Below are 21,435 nucleotides of genomic sequence, written 5' to 3' on the forward strand. Positions count from 1 at the left end.
CAGACGCAACGATGACATCGAACACATGGCTCGCGGCCGGCCTCCTCGCCGCCGCCCTCGCGGGTGCGGCCGGCCCGGCCCACGCCTCGCCCTGCACGGACCAGATCGCGGCCCTCGAGGCCAAGGTGAAGGATCAGGCGAAGGAGTCGATCTCGGCCTCGACGGGCGGCCAGGCCGACGCCGGTGCGCGGGGCGGCGAGGGCGGCGCGGCCGGAGGCAAGGTGGACACGCCGCCGACGGCGCCGCCCGAGAAATCCGCCGAGGCCGGCAAGGGCGGCGACAAGGCGATGCAGGCCAAGGTCGCCCTCGACGAGGCGCGCACCGCCGACGGGAAGGGCGATGCCAAGGGCTGCATGGACGCCCTCGGGCGGGCCAGACAGCAGCTCGACGCGGCCCCCTGAACTTCTAGCGCCCGATTTCGTCCGGGAGGGCGCCGGGGAAGCGCTCCCCGGCCGTCCGTACCCCTCGCTCGGGACGAGGGTCGAAGGGGGAATGGCTGCGCCGCGGCGGCCGGGTTAACCGAAGGCCGCCGGGCAGTCCCTCAGGCCGCGGCGCTGAGGGCGTGCTTGTTGCCGTTGAGACCGGCACACAGGTCGTCGATGTCGGCCAGATCCAGGGAGTCGCCGGAATGACTGGCGATGGCGTCGATCAAATGGTCCTGCTGCGGATTGAACGGATTTCCCTGAAGTCGGTAGAACTGATAATACCGCAACGCAGCAATCAATGTATCCCGCTCACGCTCGGTCACAGATATACTCTGCATTCCGCTCACCTCGACCTCCTGTGACTGTGAGATGGCCAGGCGCCGATCGCACTCACGCCTCAGCAGTGGATGTAGACCGGTATCGAGGCTGACGTCTACCACTTGACAGCGAGGCTGAAACGGTCCGCGCGCGGGGCCGAAGCACCGGACCCGCGCCAAGTCCCTGACGCCGTGCCGTTTCCCGCGGATCGGGTGATTCGCGTTTTATTTGCTGCCCCGCACCCGGGTCGCGCCGGGCCGGGACCACGGGGCGGAAACCTTCCTTAACCCTGCCATGAGATTCTCGCGGACGGCCGATGGTGCCGGGTTTCGGTGCCGTTGCGACAACGCGGCGGGAAGGGGACTTCCACATGCCCATCATACGAGGCGGGAACCCCCGGATCCGTCAGACCGGCGCACGGGACAGCGGCACAGGGGCCGATGCGCGGACGGCGCATTCCGGACCGCCGCCCCTCGCGCCGAACATCCGCCGCCACCTCGGCCTCAGCCTGCGGACCTTCTACGCCGCCACCCTGGCCGAGCCCGTGGACGACCGGATCGCCGCCCTGCTGGACCGGCTCGGCGAGGAACCGCCGGCAAACCCGCTGTCCTGATTCGAGTCGCGCGCGATCCTCAAGATTCGCGCAAGACGGTTCGCTCACGTTGGTCGGCCGGCCGGACCCCGGCGTTCACGAACGGACCGGATCCGCGACCGTCGGGTCCGGCTCCCGATCCTCGAATGCCGCGTCATCCCACCCTGCGCGTCCTCACCCGCGTCGTCGGCAACGTCCTGCCGGCGGTCCCGTTCTCCCGCCGCCGCGGGCGCCGCTGACCGTGCCGGCCGACACCGGCCGGTGATCGGTCCCGTCCGTTCGTTGCCGGCGTGGATCGACCCGCCGGGAAATTCATGCTCGATGCGAGGCTCCCGCGTCTCGGCCCACGGGCCGCCTTTCGGAGCCTGCCACCGCATGAACACCACCGCCCTCTCGACGACCTGGGCTCCGCGCCTCCTCAGCGTCCTGCGCATCATGGCGGGGCTGCTGTTCCTCGCCCACGGCACCCAGAAGCTCCTCGGCTTTCCCCCGCGCATGGGCGGCGGCGGCGCGCCGGAGCTGATCTCCCTCATGGGGCTGGCGGGGCTGCTCGAACTCGTCGGCGGCGCGCTGATGGTGCTCGGCCTGTTCACCCGGCCGGTGGCCTTCCTCCTGTCGGGCCAGATGGCGGTGGCCTACTTCATGGCGCATGCGCCCAAGAGCCCGTTCCCGGCCCTCAACGGCGGCGACGCGGCGATCCTGTTCTGCTTCGTGTTCCTCTACCTCGCCGCCGCCGGCGCCGGCCCGTGGAGCCTCGACGCCCAGCGCCGCGGCCGGTTCTAAAAAAAAGCGCCGCCGGCGGTTCCGGTCGCCCGCGGCGGACCGTAAGCTGTGCCGTTCGTCACCGCGTTGGCGGCGGCGGCACGGCATCGTCCCTCCCCACGGGCCGATCGCGGCCGGACGGACCTTCAGACGATGAGCGCTTCCCTCTCGCCGACCCCCTGGGACGGCACGACGGCTCCCACCGGGCCGGCGGCGGGCGCCCATCGCCTGCCGCTCGCCCTGAAGCTCGCCTACACGGCCTTCATGGCCGTGCTGGTGCCGACCTACGGCTGGTATTACGGGCCGACGAACTTCCTGTACTTCTGCGACATCGCCCTGATCCTGACCCTCGTCGGGATCTGGACCGAGCGCGCGCTCCCGATCTCCATGGGCGCCGTCGGCATCCTGGCGCCGCAGGTGATCTGGGTGGCGGATTTCGCCGCCGGCCTGTTCGGGATGCCGCTCACGGGCATGACCGACTACATGTTCAAGCAGGAGAACTCGGCGTTCCTGCGCGGCCTGTCGCTGTTCCACGGCTGGCTGCCGTTCCTGCTCGTCTACCTCGTCTGGCGCCTCGGCTACGACCGCCGCGCCTGGGCCGCGTGGTCGGCCCTCGCCGTGGTGGTGCTGGCGGTCTGCTTCTTCGCCATGCCGGCGCCCCGGCCCGATCCGGGCCTCACCCCGGTCAACATCAACTACGTCTGGGGCATGAGCGACATTGCCGCCCAGACCTGGATGCCGGCCTACGCCTGGTTCGGACTCCTCGTCGTCGGCATCCCCCTGGCCCTGTGCGGGCCGACGCACCTCGTCCTGCGGGCCGTGATGCCGAACCCCCCTCAGGCGGTGAAGCGCCAGACGCTGCTCCGCTTGATCTCGGCATCCTCCAGGGAGCGGCTCACGGGCACCTCGTAGGTGGCGAGCCGTTCGAGCCGGTCGCGCGGCAGGTAGGACCGGCCGGGATCGCCCACCAGCACGGTGGCGCCGCGCGTGTGCAGCCCTGCGAGCCATTCGGTGACGCGGCCGGCCAGATCGCACTCGTAAAAGATGTCGGCGGCGAGCACGACGGCGCTGCCGGGGTCGGAGCCGATGAGGTCGTCGCGCACGGCCTCGATCCGGTCGGCGACGCCGTTGGCCACCGCGTTGAGGCCGATGGCGGGGATCGCGAAGCCGTCGAGGTCGCTCGCCGTGACGTGGACCGCCCCGGCCTTGGCCGCCGCGATGGCGACGAGGCCGGAGCCCGAGGCGAAATCGAGGACGCGGCGCCCGGCCACCACGTGCGGGTTGTCGAGGATGTAGCGGGCGAGCGCCTGGCCCCCCGCCCAGGCGAAGGCCCAGAACGGCGGCGGCAGGCCGATGGCCTCGAGCTCGTCCTCGGTCTTCTGCCACAGGGCGGTGGCTTCGTCGGCGACGTGCAGCACGATCTCGGGCGCATGGGGCACCGGCATCAGCCGGGTGTTTTCGCGGATGAAGGCGAGGGGATCGGGCGAGGCGATCATGCGATCAGTTCCGCGTAGATCGCACACACGGCGCGGCTCACGGCCGTCTCCGTGAAGCCGCCCTCGCGGATGCGACGCCGCGCGGCGTCGCCCAGGCGCGCCACGAGGCCGGGATCGGCGGCGAGGCGCGTGAGGGCGGCGGCCAGGGCGGCGGGGTCGTCGGGGGGGACGACGAGCCCCTCGATCCCGTCGCGCACCAGGGTCCGGCAGCCCGGCACGTCGGTGGTGAGAAGGGCCCGCCCGCACGCGGCGGCCTCCAGCAGGGTGCGGGGCAGGCCCTCGCCGCCGCGGGACGGCAGGCAGGCGACGTGGTGGGCGGCGTAGGCTCCGGCGACGTCGGTGGTGGCGCCGTGCCAGGTGATCCCGTCGCGCGACCACTCCCGCAGCGTCGCCTCGGGGATCGCCCGGCGATTCGACGGGTCGGGCGCGCCGTAGAGCGAGAGCTCCACGGCCACGCCGTCGGCGCGGGCGAGGCGCACGGCCGCCACCGCCGTGTCGACGCCCTTCGACCACAGCATCCTGGCCACCAGGGCGACCCGCAGGGGCGGGGCCGGCGGCAGGGGCCGGGTCGCGAAGGCGTCGGGATCGACGCCGGCGCCGCCCACGAGGGTGACGTTCGCGTCGGCCGGGTCGAGGCCGAGGGCCCGGGCGTCGTCGGGATTCTCGAACAGGAACCGGGTCCTCCTTGAGGCGAGCGGTCCCCGGATCAGGCCGCGGAGCGCCAGGCGCGACAGGCGTCCGGTGGCGTCGGCGCGGGCGCCCAGCAGCCCGAGGCCGGTGAGGGCGTAGACCCGCGCCGGGATGCCCGCCATGGCGGCGGCGGTGCCGCCGACGAGGATGGCGCGCAGCGCGATGCAGTGGACGATGTCAGCCTTCAGCGCCTTGAGGATGCCGGCGAGCTGGCCCGCCGCGTAGCCGGCCGCCATGGGGTTGAGGCTGGAGCGCTCGGCCTCCAGATGGACCACCCGCGCCCCCGTGGCCTCGATGAGGGCGCGGTGGTCGCGCACCCGCGTCACCACCGCCACGGTGAGACCCATGGCGACGGCCGCCCGCGCCAGGGGCAGGAAGTGCGAGGCGAAGAACCAGTCCTCGGTGACGACGAAGACCAGGGTTTTTGGCGATGCGGCAGGGCGAGGGGGCGGCGTATCCATCGGCCAGCCTGTAGCATGTCTCACGGCGCAGGGAGTCCGACGATGGCCACGACCGAGGGCCTGACCATCCGGCCGTTCGAAGCCGGCGACCGCGCGGCGGTGATCGCCCTGTGGCGGGCCTGCGGCCTCGTGGTGCCCCACAACGATCCGGAGACGGACATCGACCGCGCCGCCGGCCGGGCGAATTCCGACGTCCTCGTCGGCGTCACGGCGGACGGGCGGGTGGCGGCGAGCGTGATGGTCGGCCATGACGGCCATCGCGGCTGGCTCTACTACGTCGCCGTCGCGGCGGACGCGCGGGGCCGGGGCCACGGCCGGGCCATCGTCGCCGCCGCCGAGGCGTGGCTGCGCGCCCGCGAGGTCCCGAAGGCGCAGCTCCTGATCCGCGACACCAACGCGGCCGTGCGCGACTTCTACACAGGGCTCGGCTGGGACGAGAGTCCGCGCATCGTGATGGAACGCCGGCTCTAGAACGCAGTGTCGCGCCCGGAACGCGGCGGCCCGGCCACCGGTTGTCGCCCTACGAAACCATCCGGGGGAGCAGGAGAATGGCGGCGGATCGGGACGAGGACGGCACCGTCGCCGATCCGCGCGACGCGGCCGAGGAGGCGGGCCTCGCCTATGTCGACGACGCGACGCCGGGCCTGACCCGCCGCCGGAGCGGCACGGGCTTCTCCTACCGCGATCCCAAGGGCGCCGCCGTGCGCGACGCGAAGACCCTGGCCCGCATCCGGGCGCTGGCCATTCCGCCGGCCTACACCGACGTGTGGATCTGCGCCCGCGCCAACGGCCACATCCAGGCCACAGGGCGCGACGCCAAGGGGCGCAAGCAGTACCGCTACCACGCCGATTTCCGCGCCGCCCGGGACCAGACCAAGTTCGAGCACATCATGACCTTCGCCGACGTGCTGCCGGGTCTGCGGGCCCGCGTCGACGCCGACATGGGCAAGGCCGGCCTGCCCCGCGAAAAGGTGCTGGCGACGGTGGTGCACCTCCTCGAGACCACCCTGATCCGGGTCGGCAACGACGATTACGCCCGCACCAACAAGAGCTTCGGCCTCACCACCCTGCGCGACCGGCACGCCACCATCGCGGGCGCCGCGCTCAGCTTCCGGTTCAAGGGCAAGAGCGGCAAGACCTGGGACCTCGGCGTCAAGGACCGGCGCGTCGCCCGAATCGTCAAGGCCTGCCAGGATCTGCCCGGCCAGGAGCTGTTCCAGTACCGCGACGCCGACGGCACGGTCCGCGACGTGACCTCGGCCGACGTGAACGCCTATCTCCGCGAGATCACCGGCCAGCCCGTCACCGCCAAGGATTTTCGCACCTGGGCCGGCACGGTGCTGGCCGCCCTGGCCCTGCAGGAATTCGAGGCGTTCGACAGCGCGGCCGCCGCCAAGAAGAACCTGCGCGCCGCCATCGAGAGCGTGGCGAGCCGGCTCGGCAACACCCCAACCATCTGCCGCAAGTGCTACATCCATCCGCAGGTCCTCGACGGCTACCTCGAAGGCGACCTGCTGCTGCAGGTGAAGGACGCCGTCGAGGACGAGCTGCGCCACGACCTCACCCGCCTGAAGCCCGAGGAGGCGGCCGTGCTCGGCCTGCTCCAGGCCCGCCTCGCCAAAGCGAGCCAGGCCACGCCGGCCAAGACCGTCGCCAAGGCCGCGGGCAAGGCCAAGGCCAAGACGGCCGGCAGGACATCGGCCGGACGGGACGCGTCGTCCGGCGCCAAGACCCGCGCCAAGACCCTGGCGAAGGCGGCCTCGGACGCCGGGACGGCGGACCGGCCCGCCGCCTGAGCCCATGCCGCTGCGAAGCCGTGTCGTTTGGGCACGCCGCCCGACCGCAACCCCATCCGAAAACGCCCGTTGCCGAGGACGCGTCCGGGCCGGTTCGGCGGACGGACAGGGACTCCAAAAAATGGCACGCATCGCGGTCGTCACGGGCGGGACCGCCGGCATCGGGCTGGCGACGGCGGAGCTGTTCGCCAAGCGCGGCTGGGCGGTGGCCGTCATCGCCCGCGATCCCGAACGTCTGGCGCAGGTGCGCGACAGGCTGGCCGTCCATGGGCGGCCCGTCCTCGCCCTCGCGGCCGACGTGGCGGATGCTGAGGCCGTCGCGGGGGCGGCCGAGCGGGTGGAGCGCGAACTCGGGCCCATCGACGCCTGGGTCAACAACGCCATGGCGACCATCGTCAACCCGGCCGACCGGATCACCCCGGAGGAGTACCGGCGGGTCACCGAGACGACCTATCTCAGCCAGGTCTACGGGACGCTCGCGGCCCTGCGGTCCATGAAGCCGCGCAACCGCGGCGCCATCATCCAGGTGTCCTCGGGCCTCGCCATCCGGGCCGCCCCCCTCCAAGCGCCGTACTGCGCCGCGAAGTTCGCCGTCACCGGCTTCACCGACGCCCTGCGCTGCGAACTCATCCACGACCGGGTCGGGGTGTCGCTCAGCATCGTCTACCTGCCGGCTGTGAACACGCCGCAGTTCAACTGGGCCCGCAACCGCACGGGCCACGGCCAGTACGCCCCCGATCCGGTCTACGATCCGCGCCTGTGCGCCGAGGCCATCGTCGCCACGGCGGTGACGCCGCAGCGGGACGTTTGGGTCGGTCGCAGCGTGCTGATGATGCATGCCGCGCAAGTGATCGCGCCGGGCTTCGCCGACCGGAAGGCCGCCAGCATGTGGGACGCCCAGTTGACCGACGCGCCGGCCCCGGACAAGGCCGGCAACCTGTTCGCGCCCGTGCCGGGACCGGCCCGCATCGACGGGCGCTTCGGCGACCGCACGGAGACCACGCGCAGCGAGTACTGGACCAGCCGCGAGCGCGACTGGCTGCTCGCCGGCCTCGGCGGCATCGCGGCGATCGGCTTCGTCGGTGCCCTGGCCCTGGCGCGGGGACCGCGCCGTTTGCCGCCGCGCCGCTAAGATCCGAGCCCGGTGTTCGAAGCTGCGACCAAGCCGCGCCGCGCGGATGGATTTGCATTAGAGTAGACCGAATCGGCCGCGTTGTTTGCTGACGCTGCGGGCCGAACGGGAGGATGACCCATGGACGTCGACGCGCTTCTGCTCTCGCGGATTCAGTTCGGCTTCACCATGGCCTTCCACATCATCTTCCCGGCCTTCACCATCGGGCTGGCGAGCTTCCTCGCCCGCCTCGAAGGCCAGTGGCTGTGGACCGGCAACCCCCTGTACCGGAACCTCTACCGGTTCTGGGTCAAGGTGTTCGCGGTGTCGTTCGGCCTCGGCGTCGTGTCCGGCATCGTCATGAGCTACCAGCTCGGCACCAACTGGTCGCGCTACTCCGACTTCACCGGCAACGTCCTCGGGCCCCTGATCCAGTACGAGGTGATCACGGCGTTCTTCCTCGAGGCCGGCTTCCTCGGGATCATGCTGTTCGGCTGGGAACGGGTGGGGGACCGCCTGCACTTCGTCTCCACCTGCATGGTGGCCTTCGGCACCCTGGTCTCGGCGTTCTGGATCCTGTCGGCCAATTCCTGGATGCAGACGCCGGCGGGCTTCGTCGTCGAGAACGGCCGGGCCGTGGCCACCGACTGGTGGCAGGTGATCTTCAACCCGTCCTTCCCGATCCGCTACGCCCACATGGTGATGGGCTGCTTCCTCACCACGGCCTTCGCGGTGGCGGGCATGTCGGCCTGGATGATTCTTCGCGGGCGGAAGGAGCCGCCGGCCAAGGTGGTGGGTGCCCGCGTCTCCCTGTCCATGGCCCTGTGGTTCGCGGTGATCTGCACGCCGCTCCAGATCATGATCGGCGATTCGCACGGCCTCGCCGTCCTCAAGCACCAGCCGACGAAGCTCGCGGCCATCGAGGCGAACTGGGATCGGCAGGCCAACATGCCGCTGCTGCTGTTCGCGATCCCGAACATGGCGGAGGAGAAGAACGACTTCGAGATCGGCATCCCGAAGCTCGGCTCGTTCATCCTCACCCACGACTTCTCCGGCGTGGTGCCGGGCCTGAAGGACGTGCCGCGCGACCAGCGGCCCCCGGTCTGGCCGGTGTTCTACTCGTTCCGCATCATGGTCGCCATCGGGATGGCGATGCTGGGCCTGAGCCTCTGGAGCCTGGTCCTGCGCTGGCGCGGCACGCTCTACACCAACCGCTGGTTCCTCAACGCCGCGATGCTGATGACGCCGTCCGGGTTCGGGGCCGTGCTGTTCGGCTGGTTCACAGCCGAGATCGGGCGCCAGCCCTACATCGTCTACGGGCAGCTGCGGACGGCGGACGCGCACTCGCCGCTCACGGTCAGCGCGGTTACCACCTCCCTCGTGGCGTTCCTCATCGCCTACACGATCATCTTCGGCTTCGGCTCGTACTACCTCGCCAAGCTCCTGCGCAAAGGCCCCGAGCCCCTGGAGGAGGCGATCCGCGGCGAGGATCTCGCCCGCAAGCCCAAGCGGCCGCTCTCGGCGGTCAGCGAAACGCTGCGCTCGGCCTGACCGTCAGAGCGCGGCCGGAGCCGTGAACGCGGCGGGGGACGGCCCGGCGGCGCGGCGCACGGACACGGCGCCGTCGGCCTCCGTCACGGGCGCGAGGCCGAGATGGCGGGCCAGGGCGACGAGGTCCTTGAGGCGGCCGGTCTGGGTCTTGCGGCGCAGGTTGAGCCGGTGGGTCTCCACCGTGCGGACGCTGAGGTTGAGGCGGCGGGCCACCTCCTTGTTGCTGAATCCGGCGCTGAGGAACCGCAGGATCTCCGCCTCGCGGGGGGTCAGGCCGTCCGTGGGGTCGACGGTCCGCGCCGCCGCGGGCAGGCCGGCCAGGGCGAGGATGGCGGCGCAGACGACGCGGGCGCAGGCGCTGCGGGCGACGAAGACATCGGCGCCGGCCGCGACCAGGCGGCCCGACGCCGCGGCGTCCAGGGTCTCGAAGGCGGCGAGGATCTTGAGGCCGGGACACCGCGCACGCAGGCGCTCGATCCGGGCCGCACCGCCGCCGGAATCCCCGGCGCCGACGATCACGAGGGCGACGGTGGCACCGGGCATGTCCGGGCCACCCCGAATCAGGTCGGCCTCGCTCACCGTGTGCAGGGCGGGCTCGTGCTCGAGGACCGCCCGAAAGGTCGGCTCGAGCCCATACGGTTCGTCGACGATCAACACCCCAACGGCCTGATGCATGCCGCGATCCCCCTCATGTGCCGCCACGAGACACCGCAGCAGGACTGTGAGAGTTCACTTCAAGACTTGTTCCAGACCTCCGTCGACGACGTCTTGCGCCGTTTCAGGGTGAACACCCACGGGGCCGGTGGACGATGGCCGGAGAACTGGCGCCGACCTCGCCGAACCCGTCTCGCAACGGCACAGACCGGAGTCCCGATGGGAGAAGCGGCCGCCGGATCAGCCGGCGCGGGCGAGGAGCAGGTCGGCGGTGGCGGTGACGACGCGGTTGCGGCCCGTCGACTTCGCCTCGTAGAGCGCGATGTCGGCGCGCTTGACCAGACCCTCCACGGTGTCCCCCTCGATCCAGTCGCTGACGCCGAAGCTGCAGGTGAGGCGGATCGGCGCCCGCGCGCCGCGGATGCGCAGGGCCTCGATGCCCCGGCGCAGGCGCCCGGCCAGGGTCTCGGCCTCCGTCCCCGGGCGATGCGGCAGGATCACCCCGAACTCCTCGCCGCCAAGACGCCCGACGATGCCCTCGGCGCCGATCTCGCGGGCGACGGCCTGGATCGCCGCATCGCCGACATCGTGGCCGTACTCGTCGTTGATGCGCTTGAAGTGATCGATGTCGAGGAGGATCGCCGACATCCTGCCGTGGTTGCCGACGCGCTCGGCCGCCTCGTGGGACCGCTGGAGGAAGGCGCGGCGGTTGAGGAGGCCGGTGAGCGAATCGGTCTGGGCCAGGCGGATGAGTTCGCCCTGCATGCTGGTGAGCCGGTCGGCGGCGCGCAGGCGCGCATGCAGCTCTTCGGGCCCGGGCGGCTTCTCGATGAAATCATCGGCGCCGCTGTCGAGGGCCTCGGCAAGGTTCCGGGCGTTGCGGGCGGACGACATGGTGATGACGTAGAGGGGCCGGTTCGATTCGGCGAGCAGGCGGGCGGACCAGCACAGTTCCAGGCCGCTCAGGGGCCGGACTTCAAGGCTGGTGATCAGCACTCGCACGGATGGGGTGGTCTCGACGAAGTCGAGGGCCTCGGTGGAGTTCGTGAAGACGCTGACCGTGTGCCCGTTGGGTTCGAGCAGGGCGGCGATCATCTTGAGGACCACCCGACTGGTATCGACGAGAACGATGTGCATGGCGTAGCGGCTCCCCGTATCGGGCAACGATGACGCCAAGAGATTAACTTGTTGCCACTTTCTCCGGTGGCGACTTGGCACCGCCGGAGCGCGCGATCGCCGTCAGCGCAGGGCCGCCTGCCGATGGGGGACGGTCACGGTGACGACGCGCGCGCCGCCCGTCGACACCGCCGGGGCGGCGGCCGGCCTCGCCGAGACCCCGGCCGTTCGGTTGCGCGCGACGACCCGCGGGCGCGCCGCCGCCCGCCGGCGCACCGTCGGGGCGGGGGCATCGATCACGTAGACCGTCGGCGTGCCGACGGGGGCCGGATGGATTCCGGCGACGGTGGGGACCCCGTAGGTGCCGTAACCCCATGCGCTCGGGACGATCTGGTCGGGGCGGGGAAACCGGGTGAGGGGCGCACCGACATAGTCGCCCCGGATGGCCGACCCGGCATAGCCGTAGGTCGAGACCACCGCGTAACCGGCCTCGTCGGAAGCGTATTGCGCCTGGGCGCTTCCGAGGGCGGTGCAGGACAGGGCGGCCCCGAGCAGGGCGGCCGTGAGGCGTGACGGCATGGACGACGAACTCCCGTGCGGGACCTTAAGTCCTCGGCGGCATCATGGGAGACAAACCGCACGGCCGCACGGGTGTTCCGGACGGCGGGCCAGGGGAAGACTGCGTAGGCGGGTCGGCTTGCTCCGTGCGATGCGGATGCCTTCGCGCGAAAACCCCGCCTAGCGGCGGGGATTGTCGCGGGATCGCTTCAGCGGCAGGTGGTGACGCGACGGACGATCCAGCCCTCGCCGTCGACCCAGAGGCGGCGACGGGTGCGGCTGCAATTGGTCAGCTCGTCGTCCTCGGCCATGGCGGCGACGGCGGTGATCGGCCGGTTGGCGAGCTGGGTGACCTCGGCCGGCGCCTGGGGCGCGGCCGGAGCCGCCTGGGCGCCCGACAGGCCGGCCATGGCGAAAAGGACGACGCCCGCGTTGAGGAATCCGCGCGTATGAAAGACCAGCATGCCTGAACCCCGACCGCGCGCCACCCTGGCGCGCCCCATCGCCGTCCGGAACAGGCACGAGACCCGTCCGTCCTTGCGATAGGTTAAATCCCGGCGGGCCGGAAGGGTTGCAGGAATTCAGGCGGTTGGATGGCAGAAAAACGTCGGCCGCCCCAAGATGTCAGTCCCGACGCGAACGCCGGCTCAAGGCGTCGCCGTCACCGTGATCATCGGCAGGGTCACGGCGAGCCGGGTCTCCCCCGGCAGGGTGCCGGGCAAGGCACCGGGCAGGGTCGGCAGCAGGATGGCACCGAGCCCGAGGAGCAGGCTGAAGCCGAGCAGGGAGACCTCGATGCCGCGATAGAACCGGTCCATGACAACCCCCTCCGCCCTGCGTGACGCCGATCATCATCGGCGCAACTCCCTGAGGAAAGGGTAACCCGTCGCTGAATTTTTTGGAGGGCCGGATCTTTTCGGGATGACCAGTCTTCGAACGCGCGCCGTCTTCGCGTGGGCGCAATCGTCGAAGGGACGATATCTCGTCAGGCGGAGCCGGCCACGGGCATGCGGATCAGGTCCGTCTGCGGCGGGTGGAGCAGGGCGGCGGCGAGGTTGGCCTCGAGGACGATGAGGTCGCAGTCGGGATCGGGCTCCCAGCCGCAGCCGCAACCGCCGGGCTGCTCGTGGGCCCGCGCCACCTGACGGTAGAGCGTGCCGAGGGTCCGGGCGGCCACTTCGAGGGCGTGCATGGCCGGCAGGGGAGCGCGGTTGAGGCTCTGCCAGAACGCCCGGCGCAGGGCCTCGTCCAGGGTGTCCTCCGCCGGGACCACCTCGGCGCAGGTGTGGTGGGCGGGGCGGACGTTCATGCGGAGGTTCCCCGGCGGAGGTGGGCCGGGGCCGGCTCCGGCGCGCCGGCGACGAAGTCGAGGAAATCCGTGAAGCGATGCAGGCGCAGGTCGAGGCAGGACCCGTCCCACCAAGCGAGTTGCGCGTAGCCCCGGACCCAATCCAACGCCCGTTCCATCATCATCGCCTCCCTACCCGCCGCCGAATCGACGACAGCAGCAATGCGGCGCAACAACTTGGATTTCAACCGTATTGGGAAAGATTGGAACGCGTATAAATCAAGGCTTGTAGCCTCTCGACCGGAGTTTCGAGTTGGATCAATTCCAGATCTTCGATGAAACCCGAGGTCCGGCGCGGGTTTGTGCAGCTCTGGCGCGACGGGTCCGTCGAAGGGCCGGCCGCACGGCGGGTTCGATAAAAAAATCGCGGCGCCCTACAGGACCACCCGCATGGCCATGAGGCCGAGGAGCAGGCCACCGAGGCCGAGGCCGACGGAGCCGAAGATGTAGGCCAGCGCCGCGGCGGTCTCGCCGCGCTGCAGGAGGAGGATTCCGTCGAGGGCGTAGGTCGAGAACGTGGTGAAGCCGCCGAGCACCCCGGTGGCGAGGAACAGGCGCAGGGGCTGGCTGCCGCCGCGCATGGCGTACCAGCCGACGAGGACGCCCATCAGGGTCGAACCCACGATGTTGATGGCGAGGATGCCGAACGGAAAGGTCGAGCCGAGGCGCACGGCGGCGAGGCCGACGCCGTGGCGGGCCATGCCGCCGATACCCGATCCGAGGAAGACGAGGAGGAACCCCATGGCGGCGGCCCTGGAGGGCGTCAGCCGCGGGTGCCCCAGCGGGTCCCCATCCGGCTCGGCCGGGTGGCGTCGGGGCCCAGCGCCGGGCCGCTCGGCTTCGACGGCACGTAGGGCACCGGAGCCAGGGTCTCGGGCACTTCGGATTCGGCCGCGACCCGGGGCTTGGCGAACTGGCCGGCCTTGCGGAAGGTCCAGAGGTAGCCGGGCACCACCGCTTCCATGGTGGTGGGCTGCAGGCCGATCCCTTCCAGGGTGCGCCCCTCCGCCCTGGCCGCGTCGGAGACGACGTTGTCGGTCTGGAGCAGGGTGACCTGATCGCGGGTGAGCTTGAGGGAATCCGGCAGGAGGCCGAGGGTGAGGGTGTCGACGATCTCCAGGGCCCGTGCCTGCAGGCGGGCGACGGGCAGGGGCAGGTCGAGGACCTTGCGGCGGCGCATGGTGACCGTGAGCATGTAGCGCACGAGGGCCTCGAGGGTGGCGACCTCGGGGCCGCCGAGTTCGTACACCGCGCCGGCGGGCACACGGCCCTCGACGGCGCGGGTCACCGCCTCGGCGACGTCGCCGACATAGACCGGCTGGAACCGGGTCTGGGCGCCGGCGAGCGGCAGCACCGGCAGGACGGTGGTCAGGGCCGCGAAGCGGTTGAAGAAGCTGTCGCCCGGTCCGAACACCAGGGACGGGCGCAGGACGACGTGGTCGCCGCCGGCCTCGCGGATGCGGGCCTCGCCCAGCGCCTTGGTGCGGGCATAGGCCGAGGGCGAATCGGCATCCGCGCCGATGGCCGAGACGTGGACGAGGGGGGCGCCGATGGCGGCCGCCGCGCGGGCGATCTCGCCGGCCCCGTCGGCCTGGAGCCGGGAGAAGCTCTGGCGCCCGGTCTCCTGCAGGATGCCGACGAGGTTGACCACCACGTCCGAGCCGTGGACCGCCGCCGCGATGGATTCGGGATACCGCAGGTTGGCCTGCACGGCGACGATCTGGCCGACCTTGCCCAGCGGCTGGAGGAACAGGGCCAGATCGGGCCGGCGCACGGCGACCCGGATGCGGTAGCCGCGTTTGGCGAGCGCCCGGACCACGTGGCGGCCGAGGAAGCCGGAGCCGCCGAACACCGTGACGAGCTGGTCGGCGGGGCGGGTGAGGGGAAGGGTCTCGAAGCCGGTCATCGCGCTCTTAAGGTCTCGAAAAAGCGGCCCCGGTGCGCCCTGCCGTGACCCCGATCGGGGCACGGGTCCGCGCCGGTCCTTGACGGGTGCCGAAACCGGTTCGGCCTCGACGGGGACTATCTAGGACAGTTCCGGCCGGTGGGGGAGCCGTGGGCGCACGAAAAGCGCCGGCCTGTCACGGGCGGGCCGTCCTCAGCGCAGGCGTGCCTGCGTCTCGGGCGGAGCCAGCGGGGTGCGCCGGCTCAGGCCCTTGTGGACGTGGACCATCAGGGCGATGCCGAACAGGGGGGTGAGCAGGTTGAGCACCGGAACCACCATGAGGCCGGCCAGGAGCGCACCGGCGGTGAGGGTGGTCGGCCCGAAATGGCGGCGCATGGCGCCGGCCTCGTCCAGGGGCCGGAAGCGCCCGGCGGCGAGCTCGAAATACTCCCGCGAGAGCAGGTAGGCGTTGGCGCCGAAGAACGCGATGAGGTTCACGCCCGGCACGAAGAACAGGATCAGGGCGACGAGGTTCACCAGGAGGGCGAGGCCGGCGAAGCGCACGGCGTAGAGCATCGCCCGGCCGAGCGGCAGGGCGGTGCCCGGGGGATCGCCGGGAAAATCCGTGCGCTCGACGATCTCGGCCGCGTCGTCGAGGAAGAAGCCCGCCACCAGGATCGAGATGGCCGGCATCACGTAGGCGAGGCCGACGAACAGGCCCGCACCCGCGAAGAACACCGCCAGGGTATCGAGGAAGGGATAGTCCACGGAGAGGTGGTGCTGGGACAGGAACCAGTTGATCGCCCGGGTGAGCCCGGCCCAGACCACGAACAGAAGGCCGACGGTGAGTCCGAGGGACTTCCACAGGATCGCCCGCAGGGGCGGCGAGAAGACCTGCCGGAGGGCGGCGAAGGCAGCCTTGAACAGCATGACCGTTGCGAATCCCGTGGTCGTGTCGATGGGTGCCGGGCGTCGCCCCCGCCGCCCGTTCGCCGGAGGTTTTGGCGGCGCGCGCCGGCGGACGCAAGGGCGTCCGGGCAAGCGAAGGGCGTCCGGGCCGGCAAGGGCGTGCCCGCACGGGCCGATCCCGCGCAGCCATCGACCCTCGCGGCGCGTTCGGACTCAAGGCGGCCCACCGGAGCGGACATCATGCGTGCCCTGATCCTCACCCTCGCCATCGCTGTCGGCACCCTGCCCGTGCGCGCCCACGAGTCCGGGACGGCCGGACTCTGGAGCCGCGCCGCGCCGGCCCCCGCCCCGCGCTCGGAGGTGGCCGTCGCCGAACTCGCCGGCCGCGCCTACGTGATCGGCGACTACAACGGGGCGACCGGGCTGCTCATCTACGATCCGGCGACGGGCGGGTGGCGGACGGGCGCGCCGTTCCCCACGCCGATCCACCACGCCATGGCGGTGGGGCATGGCGACCGCGTCTACGTGTTCGGCGGCTACGGCACCGGCTGGCGGGCGAGCGACCGGGTCTGGGCCTACGATCCGAAGGCCGATGCCTGGAGCCCGCGGGCGCCGATGCCCTCCGTCCGCGCGGCCGGCGGGGCGGCGGTGATCGACGGCCGCATCCACGTGGTCGGCGGCAGCGTCTCGGGCGGCGCCAACGCGTCGGGCCACGCGGTCTACGATCCGGCGCGCGATGCCTGGAGCGCGGCGGCGCCCCTGCCGACCCAGCGCGACCACCTCGCCGTCCAGGCCGTGGGCGGCCGCCTCGTCGCCATCGGCGGACGCATGGACGGCGATCCCGACCGCAACCTCGCCGTCACCGAGATCTACGACCCGGCCACCGACGGCTGGCGCACGGGGGCGCCGATGCCGACGGCCCGCAGCGGCGCCGCCGCGGCGGTTCTCGGGGGCGAGGTCTTCGTGATGGGGGGCGAATCGAACGCCCGCACCTTCGGCGCCGTCGAGGCCTACGATCCGGCCCGGGATGCCTGGACCCGGCGCACGCCCCTGCCGACGCCGCGCCACGGCTTCGGCGCCATCGTCCAGGCCGGGCGCATCCACACCCTGGTGGGCAGCCCGAATCCGGGGGGCGACCGCTCGGACCGCGTCGAGGTGCTCGACCCCGAAATGCACGACCCCGAAGGACTCGCCCCCGGGGACGGGGCCCGGCGCTGACCCTCGCGCGTTGCCGCGCATCGCCGGCCTCTGGTAGGCCGGCCTCCCACCCGAGCCCCGGACGCCCCGATGCGCAGACCCGAGCACGACAGCCTGCCGCCCAGCATCGCGCCGCGCTTCGTCCCCCTGCCGGCCGAGCCGGAGGTGATCGTGATCGGCGCCGGTGCGGCCGGGATCGCGGCGGCGCGCGAACTCGACCGGGCCGGCATCGCCGTGGCGGTGCTCGAAGCCCGCGGCCGCGTCGGCGGACGGGTGGCGACGGCCGCCCTGCGCGGCCACGCCGTCGATCTCGGCGCCCATTGGCTCCATGCGGGACCGATCAATCCCCTGGTGCGCCTCGCCGAGGCACGGGGCGAGCCCCTGCGGATCGCCGCCCAGGAGAGCCACGTCCGGGTCGGGCGCCGGCCCGGACGGCCGTCCGAGGCCGCCGCCCTCGGCCGCGCCTTCACGGTGGCCGACCGGGCCATGACCGACGGCGCCGCGCGCGGCGGGCCGGACCGCCCCGCCGCCAGTGCCCTGCCGCCGGGGCTCGGGCCCTGGGGCCGGCGGGTGGAACGGGTCCACGGCCTCGTCTCGGGCCGGCCCCTCGGGGAGGTCTCCCTCCAGGATTTCCCCAGCATGGAGTACGGCGACAACCGCTTCATCGCCGGGGGCTACGGCGGCTACCTCGCCCGCCTCGCGCAGGGGCTGCCCATCGCCCTCGACACGCCGGTGACCGGCCTCGACTGGACCGGGCCGGGCGTGCGCGTCGCCTGCGCCGGCGGCGGGACCTTTTCGGCCAAGGCTGTGATCGTGACGATCCCCACCATGGTCCTGCGGCGGGCGTCGCTGTTCACCCCGGCCCTGCCGCCTGCGGTGGCGGCGGCCCTCGACGGCTTCTCCGTCGGACTCTACGAGCACGCGGTGCTGCACTGGCCGTCCTGCCCGTTCCGGGGGAACGACCGCCTCGCCAGCCTCGTCGGCGGGCACCATCCCGTGCCGGGGCTCCTCACCCGCATCGACGGCACGCCGTTCCACTACTTCGAGCTCGATTACGCCATGACGGCCGCCCTCGACGCGCGCCGGGCCGGGCCGGACGGGGCGCGGCGCCTGGTCCGGCGGGCCCTGGAACAGCATTTCGGCGCGCGCGCCCTCCACGACCTGTCGATCCCGGTGGTCAGCGAATGGCGCCACGACCCGTGGTCGCGCGGCTCCTGGGCGGTGGTGCCGCCGGGCCATGCCGGCGCCCGCCAGGCGTTGCAGGCGCCCGTGGGCGAGCGGATCTGGTTCGCCGGCGAGGCCCTGTCGCGTCTGCAATGGGGTACCGCCGGGGGTGCCTATGCGGAGGGCCTGCGGGCGGGGGCGGAGGTCGCCGGCCGGCTTCGCTCCTCCGGGGAACGGACCCGGACGCCCGACGCGGCGTGAGGCCGTCGTCCGGGCGGCCTCACCCGCGGGGCCGCGGCGTCAATGCGCCTCGGACGACGCCGCGGACGGTTCGCCCCCGCCCGACGAACCGGGCCGGATGTCGTGCAGGGCGCGATCCAGGCGAACCAGCGCCGCCCCGATCCTGTCCGGCAGCGCGTCGTCGTCCATGGGCGGAAACGCATCGGCCAGGGCCCGGTCGACACCCGTTCGAAACGGGGTCCGGTGGCACTTGTCGGATCGCGGCGTCCAGATTCGCGAGAAAAGCGCTGTCATTCCGGCCGTTCACTTCAGTTTCAAAACGTCTCTCAAGGGAAACGTGGCACGCACCACATGGTTCTCATCGGTAATCTCGAAGGTCTGGCCGTCCACCTCTTCGCCCGCGACGAGCTTCGAGGCGAGGATCTCACGCGCGGCCAGAACAGCCTCCCGACAGGCGGCCTCGACATTTGGGAAGTCGCCTCCCTCCTCGTCTTCGACAAGGACAGTGCCGTCGCGGATATGCAGGAAGAAACGGGGCATCGCTGTCCAACGCGAAACATCATTTCGCGTTGCCGTACGATAGCGTGCGGTGATTCTTAAATATGCCCGATGATGCCGGTTTCGATGGTGGCAGCGCCCCTCCGCCGGCCCCGATGATCCCGACGAACGGGATCATCGCCAGGGGTTGTCAGGCCGCCGCGCGGGCTTCCGGAGCCGCGAAGAAGATCGACGCGAACCGGCCGGGCAGGGCCGCGATCAGGCCGTCGACCTCGGCCCTCGGCCGGCCCGGGCTGAACAGGAAGCCCTGGATGTCGTCGCATCCCCGTGCCCGGAGCATGGCCGCCTGCTCGACGGTCTCGACGCCCTCGGCCGTGACGGTGATGGACAATTCGCGGGCAAGCGTCAGGATCGCCTCGATGATCGCCAGGCACTCGTGGCGGGTGCCCATCTCGTTGATGAACGAGCGGTCGATCTTGATCTTGTCGACGGGGAACCGGATCAGGTAGCTCAGGGACGAGTAGCCGGTGCCGAAATCGTCGAGGGCGATCCGCACGCCCAGGGCCCGCAATTCCTTCAGGTTCGAGACGGTGGTGCCGTTCATCTCGAAGAACACCGATTCGGTGATCTCGAGTTCGAGGCGGTCCGGTGCGAGGCCGCTATCCTCGAGGGCCTGGAACACGTCGAGGACGAAGTCGGCGTGGCGGAACTGCGTCGGCGAGATGTTGACCGCGATCCGGATGGGCTCCGGCCAGCGCGCCGCCTCCCGGCAGGCCTCCTGCAACACCCAGCGTCCGATCACCGCGATCAGCCCGGACGCCTCGGCGACGGGGATGAAATCCGCCGGCGAGACCGGGCCGCCGGGATCGCGGGTCCAGCGCAGCAGGGCCTCGAAACCGCGGACCTCGCCCCGCACGAGGCCAACGAGGGGCTGATAGTGCAGGCTGAGTTCGCCCTGCGCGATGGCGCGCTTGAGATCGACTTCGAGGTCCCGACGCTTGAGCACGGAGGCTTCGAGATCGGGGGTGAATTCCGACACCTCGCCCCGGCCGGCGGCCTTGGCCCGGTAGAGGGCGAGGTCCGCCCGCCCCAGGAGGGTCTCGGGCGTGGTGGCATCGTGCGGCGCGAGGGCGATGCCGATGCTGACGCCGATCTCCACCTGCACGCCGTCGATGACGTAGGGAACGCTGATCTGCCCGATCACCGCGCGGGCCAGGGCGAGGGCGTCGTCCGCGTCGGCGCAGGGGTGCAGGATGGCGAACTCGTCGCCCCCGAGGCGCGCCACGAGGTCGCCGGGCCGGGCCAGGGCGGCGAGCCGGGTGGCGACCCGGGTCAGCAGCGCGTCGCCGAGGGCATGGCCGAAGGTGTCGTTGACGATCTTGAAGCCGTCGAGGTCGAGATAGAGCAGGGCGCAGGTCACGCCCATGCGCTCCGCCCGCTCGCATTCCATGGAGGCCAGGTCCTGGAACAGGGCCCGGTTGGCGAGGCCCGTCAGGGAATCGTAGCTCGCCAGGTAGGCGATCCGCGCCTCGGACTGGCGGGCGGCGGTGATGTCGGCGCCGATCCCGTGAAAGCCGAGGAACTCGCCGGACGGGCCGTACAGGGGCTTGCCGCTCAGGCGCCACCATTGGGCCGCTCCGGCGATGCCCACCTCGACGACGCGTTCGCGGAACGCTTGGCGCCCGGCCACGAGGGCGATGATCTCGGCCGCCGCCGCGCCGGGGGCGGGGCGGGCGCCCTCGATCTCCGCGCCGGCGGTCTTCGCACCCCGGAGCAGGGTTTCGAACGGGGCCTGCAGAAGCTGCGCCGCGGACTGGCCCGAGATCTGGACGAGACGTTGCGAGACGTTCTGGAACCGGCCGTCGGGGCCGGTCTCCCACAGCCACTCGCTGGCGTTCTCGGTGAAGTCGTTGAGCAGGAGGCCGATGGTCTCGTTCTGCTCGGCGACCCGGAGGCGATCGACCATGCGTCCCGTCGAGAGGCGCGCCATGCGTCCGGTGGTGAACAGAACGAAGGCGGCATAGACGACGAACAGGATCGCCAGGGTCCGCGAGACGTCGTCGCCGCGCGCCGCCAGCGCCACGAAGCCGCCGGCGACCACGGGCAGAACGAACAGGGTCGCCACATGGCGGATCGGGCCGAGGGCGTAGGCCGTCGCCATCAGTCCGGCGCACAGGGCGACGACGTAGAGGCTGTGATCGGCATCGGCCCGGACGAAGAGGGCCACCGGCATCGTGGCCCAGGCGAGGCCGAGGGTCAGGGCCAGGAGGCGCACCGCCGCATGCGCCGTCCCGACCCGGGCCGCGGACAGGCGCGCACGGCGGCAGAAGCCCGCGCCGGCGAGGCAGGCCGCCGCCGGCACCACCGCGCCGGCAAGCAGGGCCAGCAGATAGGCGGTCGGGGCATCGCCCCAGAACAGCAGCAGGACCGTGACGGCCACGACCACATGGGTCAGGGCGATGTAGGGCGCGAAGGGCAGGGTCTCGCCGAGCTGGCCCGTCGCCAGGGCGATCCGGTACCGGTCGGGTAGGGCGGTCCGCCCCGGGGCTGCGCCGGACACGGCGGGATCGAAGGCCGCGTGCCGGAATGCGGGGACCCGCGTATCGGGCGCGGGTTCACGGGGACGTCCCACTTCACGGGGATTTCCCGGCAGGATGGAGACCG

26 protein-coding genes are annotated in these 21,435 nt (G+C 71.8%); 10 read left to right on the top strand and 16 right to left on the bottom strand.

The window, feature by feature from the left end; genetic code table 11:
• Nucleotides 1–11: 11 nt before the first annotated feature.
• On the top strand, nucleotides 12–401 hold the full coding sequence (locus ASF28_RS07955; protein WP_056089894.1) for a hypothetical protein: 390 nt from the start codon (nucleotides 12–14) through the stop codon (nucleotides 399–401).
• 140 nt (nucleotides 402–541) lie between these two features.
• Here ASF28_RS07955 and ASF28_RS07960 read toward each other — a convergent pair whose 3' ends face one another.
• A complete protein-coding gene (locus tag ASF28_RS07960) occupies nucleotides 542–763 on the bottom strand; it encodes a hypothetical protein (RefSeq protein WP_056089896.1) in 222 nt (73 codons plus the stop codon).
• A gap of 350 nt (nucleotides 764–1,113) precedes the next feature.
• On the opposite strand from ASF28_RS07960, the gene ASF28_RS07965 reads away from it, so the two are divergent.
• The 3 genes from ASF28_RS07965 to ASF28_RS07975 all read left to right on the top strand — a co-directional run bounded on the left by ASF28_RS07965 (nucleotide 1,114) and on the right by ASF28_RS07975 (nucleotide 3,009).
• On the top strand, nucleotides 1,114–1,356 hold the full coding sequence (locus ASF28_RS07965) for a hypothetical protein (protein WP_157085403.1): 243 nt from the start codon (nucleotides 1,114–1,116) through the stop codon (nucleotides 1,354–1,356).
• 354 nt (nucleotides 1,357–1,710) lie between these two features.
• Complete coding sequence (locus tag ASF28_RS07970) at nucleotides 1,711–2,118, top strand: DoxX family protein (RefSeq protein ID WP_056089899.1); 408 nt, start codon at nucleotides 1,711–1,713, stop codon at nucleotides 2,116–2,118.
• 132 nt (nucleotides 2,119–2,250) lie between these two features.
• Nucleotides 2,251–3,009, top strand: a complete 759-nt coding sequence (locus ASF28_RS07975) for a hypothetical protein (RefSeq protein ID WP_244474928.1) — start codon at nucleotides 2,251–2,253, stop codon at nucleotides 3,007–3,009.
• Here ASF28_RS07975 and ASF28_RS07980 read toward each other — a convergent pair.
• Complete coding sequence (locus tag ASF28_RS07980; RefSeq protein WP_056089901.1) at nucleotides 2,934–3,593, bottom strand: class I SAM-dependent methyltransferase; 660 nt, start codon at nucleotides 3,591–3,593, stop codon at nucleotides 2,934–2,936. The two genes, ASF28_RS07975 and ASF28_RS07980, sit on opposite strands and share 76 nt — an antisense overlap.
• Entirely contained in the window at nucleotides 3,590–4,744 is a 1,155-nt protein-coding gene (locus ASF28_RS07985; protein ID WP_056089905.1) for a glycosyltransferase, read from the bottom strand. The genes ASF28_RS07980 and ASF28_RS07985 overlap by 4 nt, the downstream gene beginning before the upstream one ends.
• A 42-nt stretch (nucleotides 4,745–4,786) precedes the next feature.
• Here ASF28_RS07985 and ASF28_RS07990 point away from each other — a divergent pair, with 42 nt between their 5' ends.
• The 4 genes from ASF28_RS07990 to ASF28_RS08005 all read left to right on the top strand — a co-directional run bounded on the left by ASF28_RS07990 (nucleotide 4,787) and on the right by ASF28_RS08005 (nucleotide 9,202).
• Entirely contained in the window at nucleotides 4,787–5,215 is a 429-nt protein-coding gene (locus tag ASF28_RS07990) for a GNAT family acetyltransferase (protein ID WP_056089909.1), read from the top strand.
• Nucleotides 5,216–5,292: 77 nt separating this feature from the next.
• On the top strand, nucleotides 5,293–6,540 hold the full coding sequence (locus tag ASF28_RS07995; RefSeq protein WP_056089912.1) for a DNA topoisomerase IB: 1,248 nt from the start codon (nucleotides 5,293–5,295) through the stop codon (nucleotides 6,538–6,540).
• Between the two features lie 121 nt (nucleotides 6,541–6,661).
• Nucleotides 6,662–7,672, top strand: a complete 1,011-nt coding sequence (locus ASF28_RS08000; RefSeq protein ID WP_056089915.1) for an SDR family oxidoreductase — start codon at nucleotides 6,662–6,664, stop codon at nucleotides 7,670–7,672.
• 120 nt (nucleotides 7,673–7,792) lie between these two features.
• Nucleotides 7,793–9,202, top strand: a complete 1,410-nt coding sequence (locus tag ASF28_RS08005) for a cytochrome ubiquinol oxidase subunit I (protein ID WP_056089917.1) — start codon at nucleotides 7,793–7,795, stop codon at nucleotides 9,200–9,202.
• 3 nt (nucleotides 9,203–9,205) lie between these two features.
• Here ASF28_RS08005 and ASF28_RS08010 read toward each other — a convergent pair whose 3' ends face one another.
• The 10 genes from ASF28_RS08010 to ASF28_RS08050 all read right to left on the bottom strand — a co-directional run bounded on the left by ASF28_RS08010 (nucleotide 9,206) and on the right by ASF28_RS08050 (nucleotide 15,693).
• Complete coding sequence (locus ASF28_RS08010) at nucleotides 9,206–9,877, bottom strand: response regulator transcription factor (protein ID WP_056089919.1); 672 nt, start codon at nucleotides 9,875–9,877, stop codon at nucleotides 9,206–9,208.
• Between the two features lie 219 nt (nucleotides 9,878–10,096).
• The gene (locus ASF28_RS08015) at nucleotides 10,097–10,993 is read right to left on the bottom strand and encodes a GGDEF domain-containing response regulator (protein WP_056089922.1); all 897 of its coding nucleotides are present in this window, start codon (nucleotides 10,991–10,993) and stop codon (nucleotides 10,097–10,099) included.
• Nucleotides 10,994–11,095: 102 nt separating this feature from the next.
• Nucleotides 11,096–11,551 carry a hypothetical protein gene (locus ASF28_RS08020; RefSeq protein ID WP_056089925.1) on the bottom strand — a complete coding sequence of 152 codons (456 nt, stop codon included), beginning with the start codon at nucleotides 11,549–11,551 and terminating at the stop codon, nucleotides 11,096–11,098.
• Between the two features lie 188 nt (nucleotides 11,552–11,739).
• Nucleotides 11,740–11,994 carry a hypothetical protein gene (locus ASF28_RS08025; RefSeq protein ID WP_082476053.1) on the bottom strand — a complete coding sequence of 85 codons (255 nt, stop codon included), beginning with the start codon at nucleotides 11,992–11,994 and terminating at the stop codon, nucleotides 11,740–11,742.
• 183 nt (nucleotides 11,995–12,177) lie between these two features.
• A complete protein-coding gene (locus ASF28_RS22955) occupies nucleotides 12,178–12,348 on the bottom strand; it encodes a hypothetical protein (RefSeq protein WP_187273021.1) in 171 nt (56 codons plus the stop codon).
• Nucleotides 12,349–12,515: 167 nt separating this feature from the next.
• Nucleotides 12,516–12,839 carry a hypothetical protein gene (locus ASF28_RS08030; RefSeq protein WP_056089928.1) on the bottom strand — a complete coding sequence of 108 codons (324 nt, stop codon included), beginning with the start codon at nucleotides 12,837–12,839 and terminating at the stop codon, nucleotides 12,516–12,518.
• Nucleotides 12,836–12,997, bottom strand: coding sequence for a hypothetical protein (locus ASF28_RS22840; RefSeq protein ID WP_162239966.1), 162 nt, complete (start codon nucleotides 12,995–12,997; stop codon nucleotides 12,836–12,838). The genes ASF28_RS08030 and ASF28_RS22840 overlap by 4 nt, the downstream gene beginning before the upstream one ends.
• A gap of 255 nt (nucleotides 12,998–13,252) precedes the next feature.
• Complete coding sequence (gene crcB, locus ASF28_RS08040; protein WP_056089933.1) at nucleotides 13,253–13,621, bottom strand: fluoride efflux transporter CrcB; 369 nt, start codon at nucleotides 13,619–13,621, stop codon at nucleotides 13,253–13,255.
• A 20-nt stretch (nucleotides 13,622–13,641) separates the two neighbouring features.
• Complete coding sequence (locus ASF28_RS08045) at nucleotides 13,642–14,784, bottom strand: complex I NDUFA9 subunit family protein (protein WP_056089936.1); 1,143 nt, start codon at nucleotides 14,782–14,784, stop codon at nucleotides 13,642–13,644.
• 192 nt (nucleotides 14,785–14,976) lie between these two features.
• On the bottom strand, nucleotides 14,977–15,693 hold the full coding sequence (locus ASF28_RS08050; protein WP_056089939.1) for a sulfate transporter family protein: 717 nt from the start codon (nucleotides 15,691–15,693) through the stop codon (nucleotides 14,977–14,979).
• 219 nt (nucleotides 15,694–15,912) lie between these two features.
• Between ASF28_RS08050 and ASF28_RS08055 the strand changes: the two genes are divergently transcribed.
• A complete protein-coding gene (locus tag ASF28_RS08055) occupies nucleotides 15,913–16,890 on the top strand; it encodes a Kelch repeat-containing protein (protein WP_056089942.1) in 978 nt (325 codons plus the stop codon).
• A 69-nt stretch (nucleotides 16,891–16,959) separates the two neighbouring features.
• On the top strand, nucleotides 16,960–18,294 hold the full coding sequence (locus tag ASF28_RS08060) for a flavin monoamine oxidase family protein (protein ID WP_056089945.1): 1,335 nt from the start codon (nucleotides 16,960–16,962) through the stop codon (nucleotides 18,292–18,294).
• A gap of 39 nt (nucleotides 18,295–18,333) precedes the next feature.
• Here ASF28_RS08060 and ASF28_RS23565 read toward each other — a convergent pair whose 3' ends face one another.
• From ASF28_RS23565 to ASF28_RS08070, 3 genes are all read right to left on the bottom strand, one after another.
• The gene (locus ASF28_RS23565; protein ID WP_274533114.1) at nucleotides 18,334–18,462 is read right to left on the bottom strand and encodes a hypothetical protein; all 129 of its coding nucleotides are present in this window, start codon (nucleotides 18,460–18,462) and stop codon (nucleotides 18,334–18,336) included.
• Nucleotides 18,463–18,576: 114 nt separating this feature from the next.
• Nucleotides 18,577–18,813 carry a DUF6894 family protein gene (locus tag ASF28_RS08065; RefSeq protein WP_056089948.1) on the bottom strand — a complete coding sequence of 79 codons (237 nt, stop codon included), beginning with the start codon at nucleotides 18,811–18,813 and terminating at the stop codon, nucleotides 18,577–18,579.
• Between the two features lie 148 nt (nucleotides 18,814–18,961).
• Nucleotides 18,962–21,331: a putative bifunctional diguanylate cyclase/phosphodiesterase gene (locus ASF28_RS08070; protein ID WP_056089952.1), complete on the bottom strand. Its 2,370-nt coding sequence runs from the start codon at nucleotides 21,329–21,331 to the stop codon at nucleotides 18,962–18,964.
• Nucleotides 21,332–21,435: the final 104 nt, after the last annotated feature.

Source organism: Methylobacterium sp. Leaf99 (assembly GCF_001422375.1).
Classification (GTDB): Bacteria; Pseudomonadota; Alphaproteobacteria; order Rhizobiales; family Beijerinckiaceae; genus Methylobacterium.

Bases quoted from the DNA above. Each gene is read 5' to 3' on its own strand.
- ASF28_RS07955 (WP_056089894.1), top strand. From the start codon at position 12: ATGACATCGAACACATGGCTCGCGGCCGGCCTCCTCGCCGCCGCCCTC.
- ASF28_RS08015 (WP_056089922.1), bottom strand. From the start codon at position 10,993: ATGCACATCGTTCTCGTCGATACCAGTCGGGTGGTCCTCAAGATGATC.
- ASF28_RS08000 (WP_056089915.1), top strand. From the start codon at position 6,662: ATGGCACGCATCGCGGTCGTCACGGGCGGGACCGCCGGCATCGGGCTG.
- ASF28_RS08010 (WP_056089919.1), bottom strand. From the start codon at position 9,877: ATGCATCAGGCCGTTGGGGTGTTGATCGTCGACGAACCGTATGGGCTC.
- ASF28_RS08065 (WP_056089948.1), bottom strand. From the start codon at position 18,813: ATGCCCCGTTTCTTCCTGCATATCCGCGACGGCACTGTCCTTGTCGAA.
- ASF28_RS07995 (WP_056089912.1), top strand. From the start codon at position 5,293: ATGGCGGCGGATCGGGACGAGGACGGCACCGTCGCCGATCCGCGCGAC.
- ASF28_RS08060 (WP_056089945.1), top strand. From the start codon at position 16,960: ATGCGCAGACCCGAGCACGACAGCCTGCCGCCCAGCATCGCGCCGCGC.
- ASF28_RS23565 (WP_274533114.1), bottom strand. From the start codon at position 18,462: ATGGACGACGACGCGCTGCCGGACAGGATCGGGGCGGCGCTGGTTCGC.
- ASF28_RS07990 (WP_056089909.1), top strand. From the start codon at position 4,787: ATGGCCACGACCGAGGGCCTGACCATCCGGCCGTTCGAAGCCGGCGAC.
- ASF28_RS07985 (WP_056089905.1), bottom strand. From the start codon at position 4,744: ATGGATACGCCGCCCCCTCGCCCTGCCGCATCGCCAAAAACCCTGGTC.
- ASF28_RS08005 (WP_056089917.1), top strand. From the start codon at position 7,793: ATGGACGTCGACGCGCTTCTGCTCTCGCGGATTCAGTTCGGCTTCACC.
- ASF28_RS08025 (WP_082476053.1), bottom strand. From the start codon at position 11,994: ATGCTGGTCTTTCATACGCGCGGATTCCTCAACGCGGGCGTCGTCCTT.
- crcB (WP_056089933.1), bottom strand. From the start codon at position 13,621: ATGGGGTTCCTCCTCGTCTTCCTCGGATCGGGTATCGGCGGCATGGCC.
- ASF28_RS08055 (WP_056089942.1), top strand. From the start codon at position 15,913: ATGCGTGCCCTGATCCTCACCCTCGCCATCGCTGTCGGCACCCTGCCC.
- ASF28_RS22955 (WP_187273021.1), bottom strand. From the start codon at position 12,348: ATGGACCGGTTCTATCGCGGCATCGAGGTCTCCCTGCTCGGCTTCAGC.
- ASF28_RS08045 (WP_056089936.1), bottom strand. From the start codon at position 14,784: ATGACCGGCTTCGAGACCCTTCCCCTCACCCGCCCCGCCGACCAGCTC.
- ASF28_RS07970 (WP_056089899.1), top strand. From the start codon at position 1,711: ATGAACACCACCGCCCTCTCGACGACCTGGGCTCCGCGCCTCCTCAGC.
- ASF28_RS07975 (WP_244474928.1), top strand. From the start codon at position 2,251: ATGAGCGCTTCCCTCTCGCCGACCCCCTGGGACGGCACGACGGCTCCC.
- ASF28_RS22840 (WP_162239966.1), bottom strand. From the start codon at position 12,997: ATGGAACGGGCGTTGGATTGGGTCCGGGGCTACGCGCAACTCGCTTGG.
- ASF28_RS08050 (WP_056089939.1), bottom strand. From the start codon at position 15,693: ATGCTGTTCAAGGCTGCCTTCGCCGCCCTCCGGCAGGTCTTCTCGCCG.
- ASF28_RS08020 (WP_056089925.1), bottom strand. From the start codon at position 11,551: ATGCCGTCACGCCTCACGGCCGCCCTGCTCGGGGCCGCCCTGTCCTGC.
- ASF28_RS08030 (WP_056089928.1), bottom strand. From the start codon at position 12,839: ATGAACGTCCGCCCCGCCCACCACACCTGCGCCGAGGTGGTCCCGGCG.
- ASF28_RS07960 (WP_056089896.1), bottom strand. From the start codon at position 763: ATGCAGAGTATATCTGTGACCGAGCGTGAGCGGGATACATTGATTGCT.
- ASF28_RS07980 (WP_056089901.1), bottom strand. From the start codon at position 3,593: ATGATCGCCTCGCCCGATCCCCTCGCCTTCATCCGCGAAAACACCCGG.
- ASF28_RS07965 (WP_157085403.1), top strand. From the start codon at position 1,114: ATGCCCATCATACGAGGCGGGAACCCCCGGATCCGTCAGACCGGCGCA.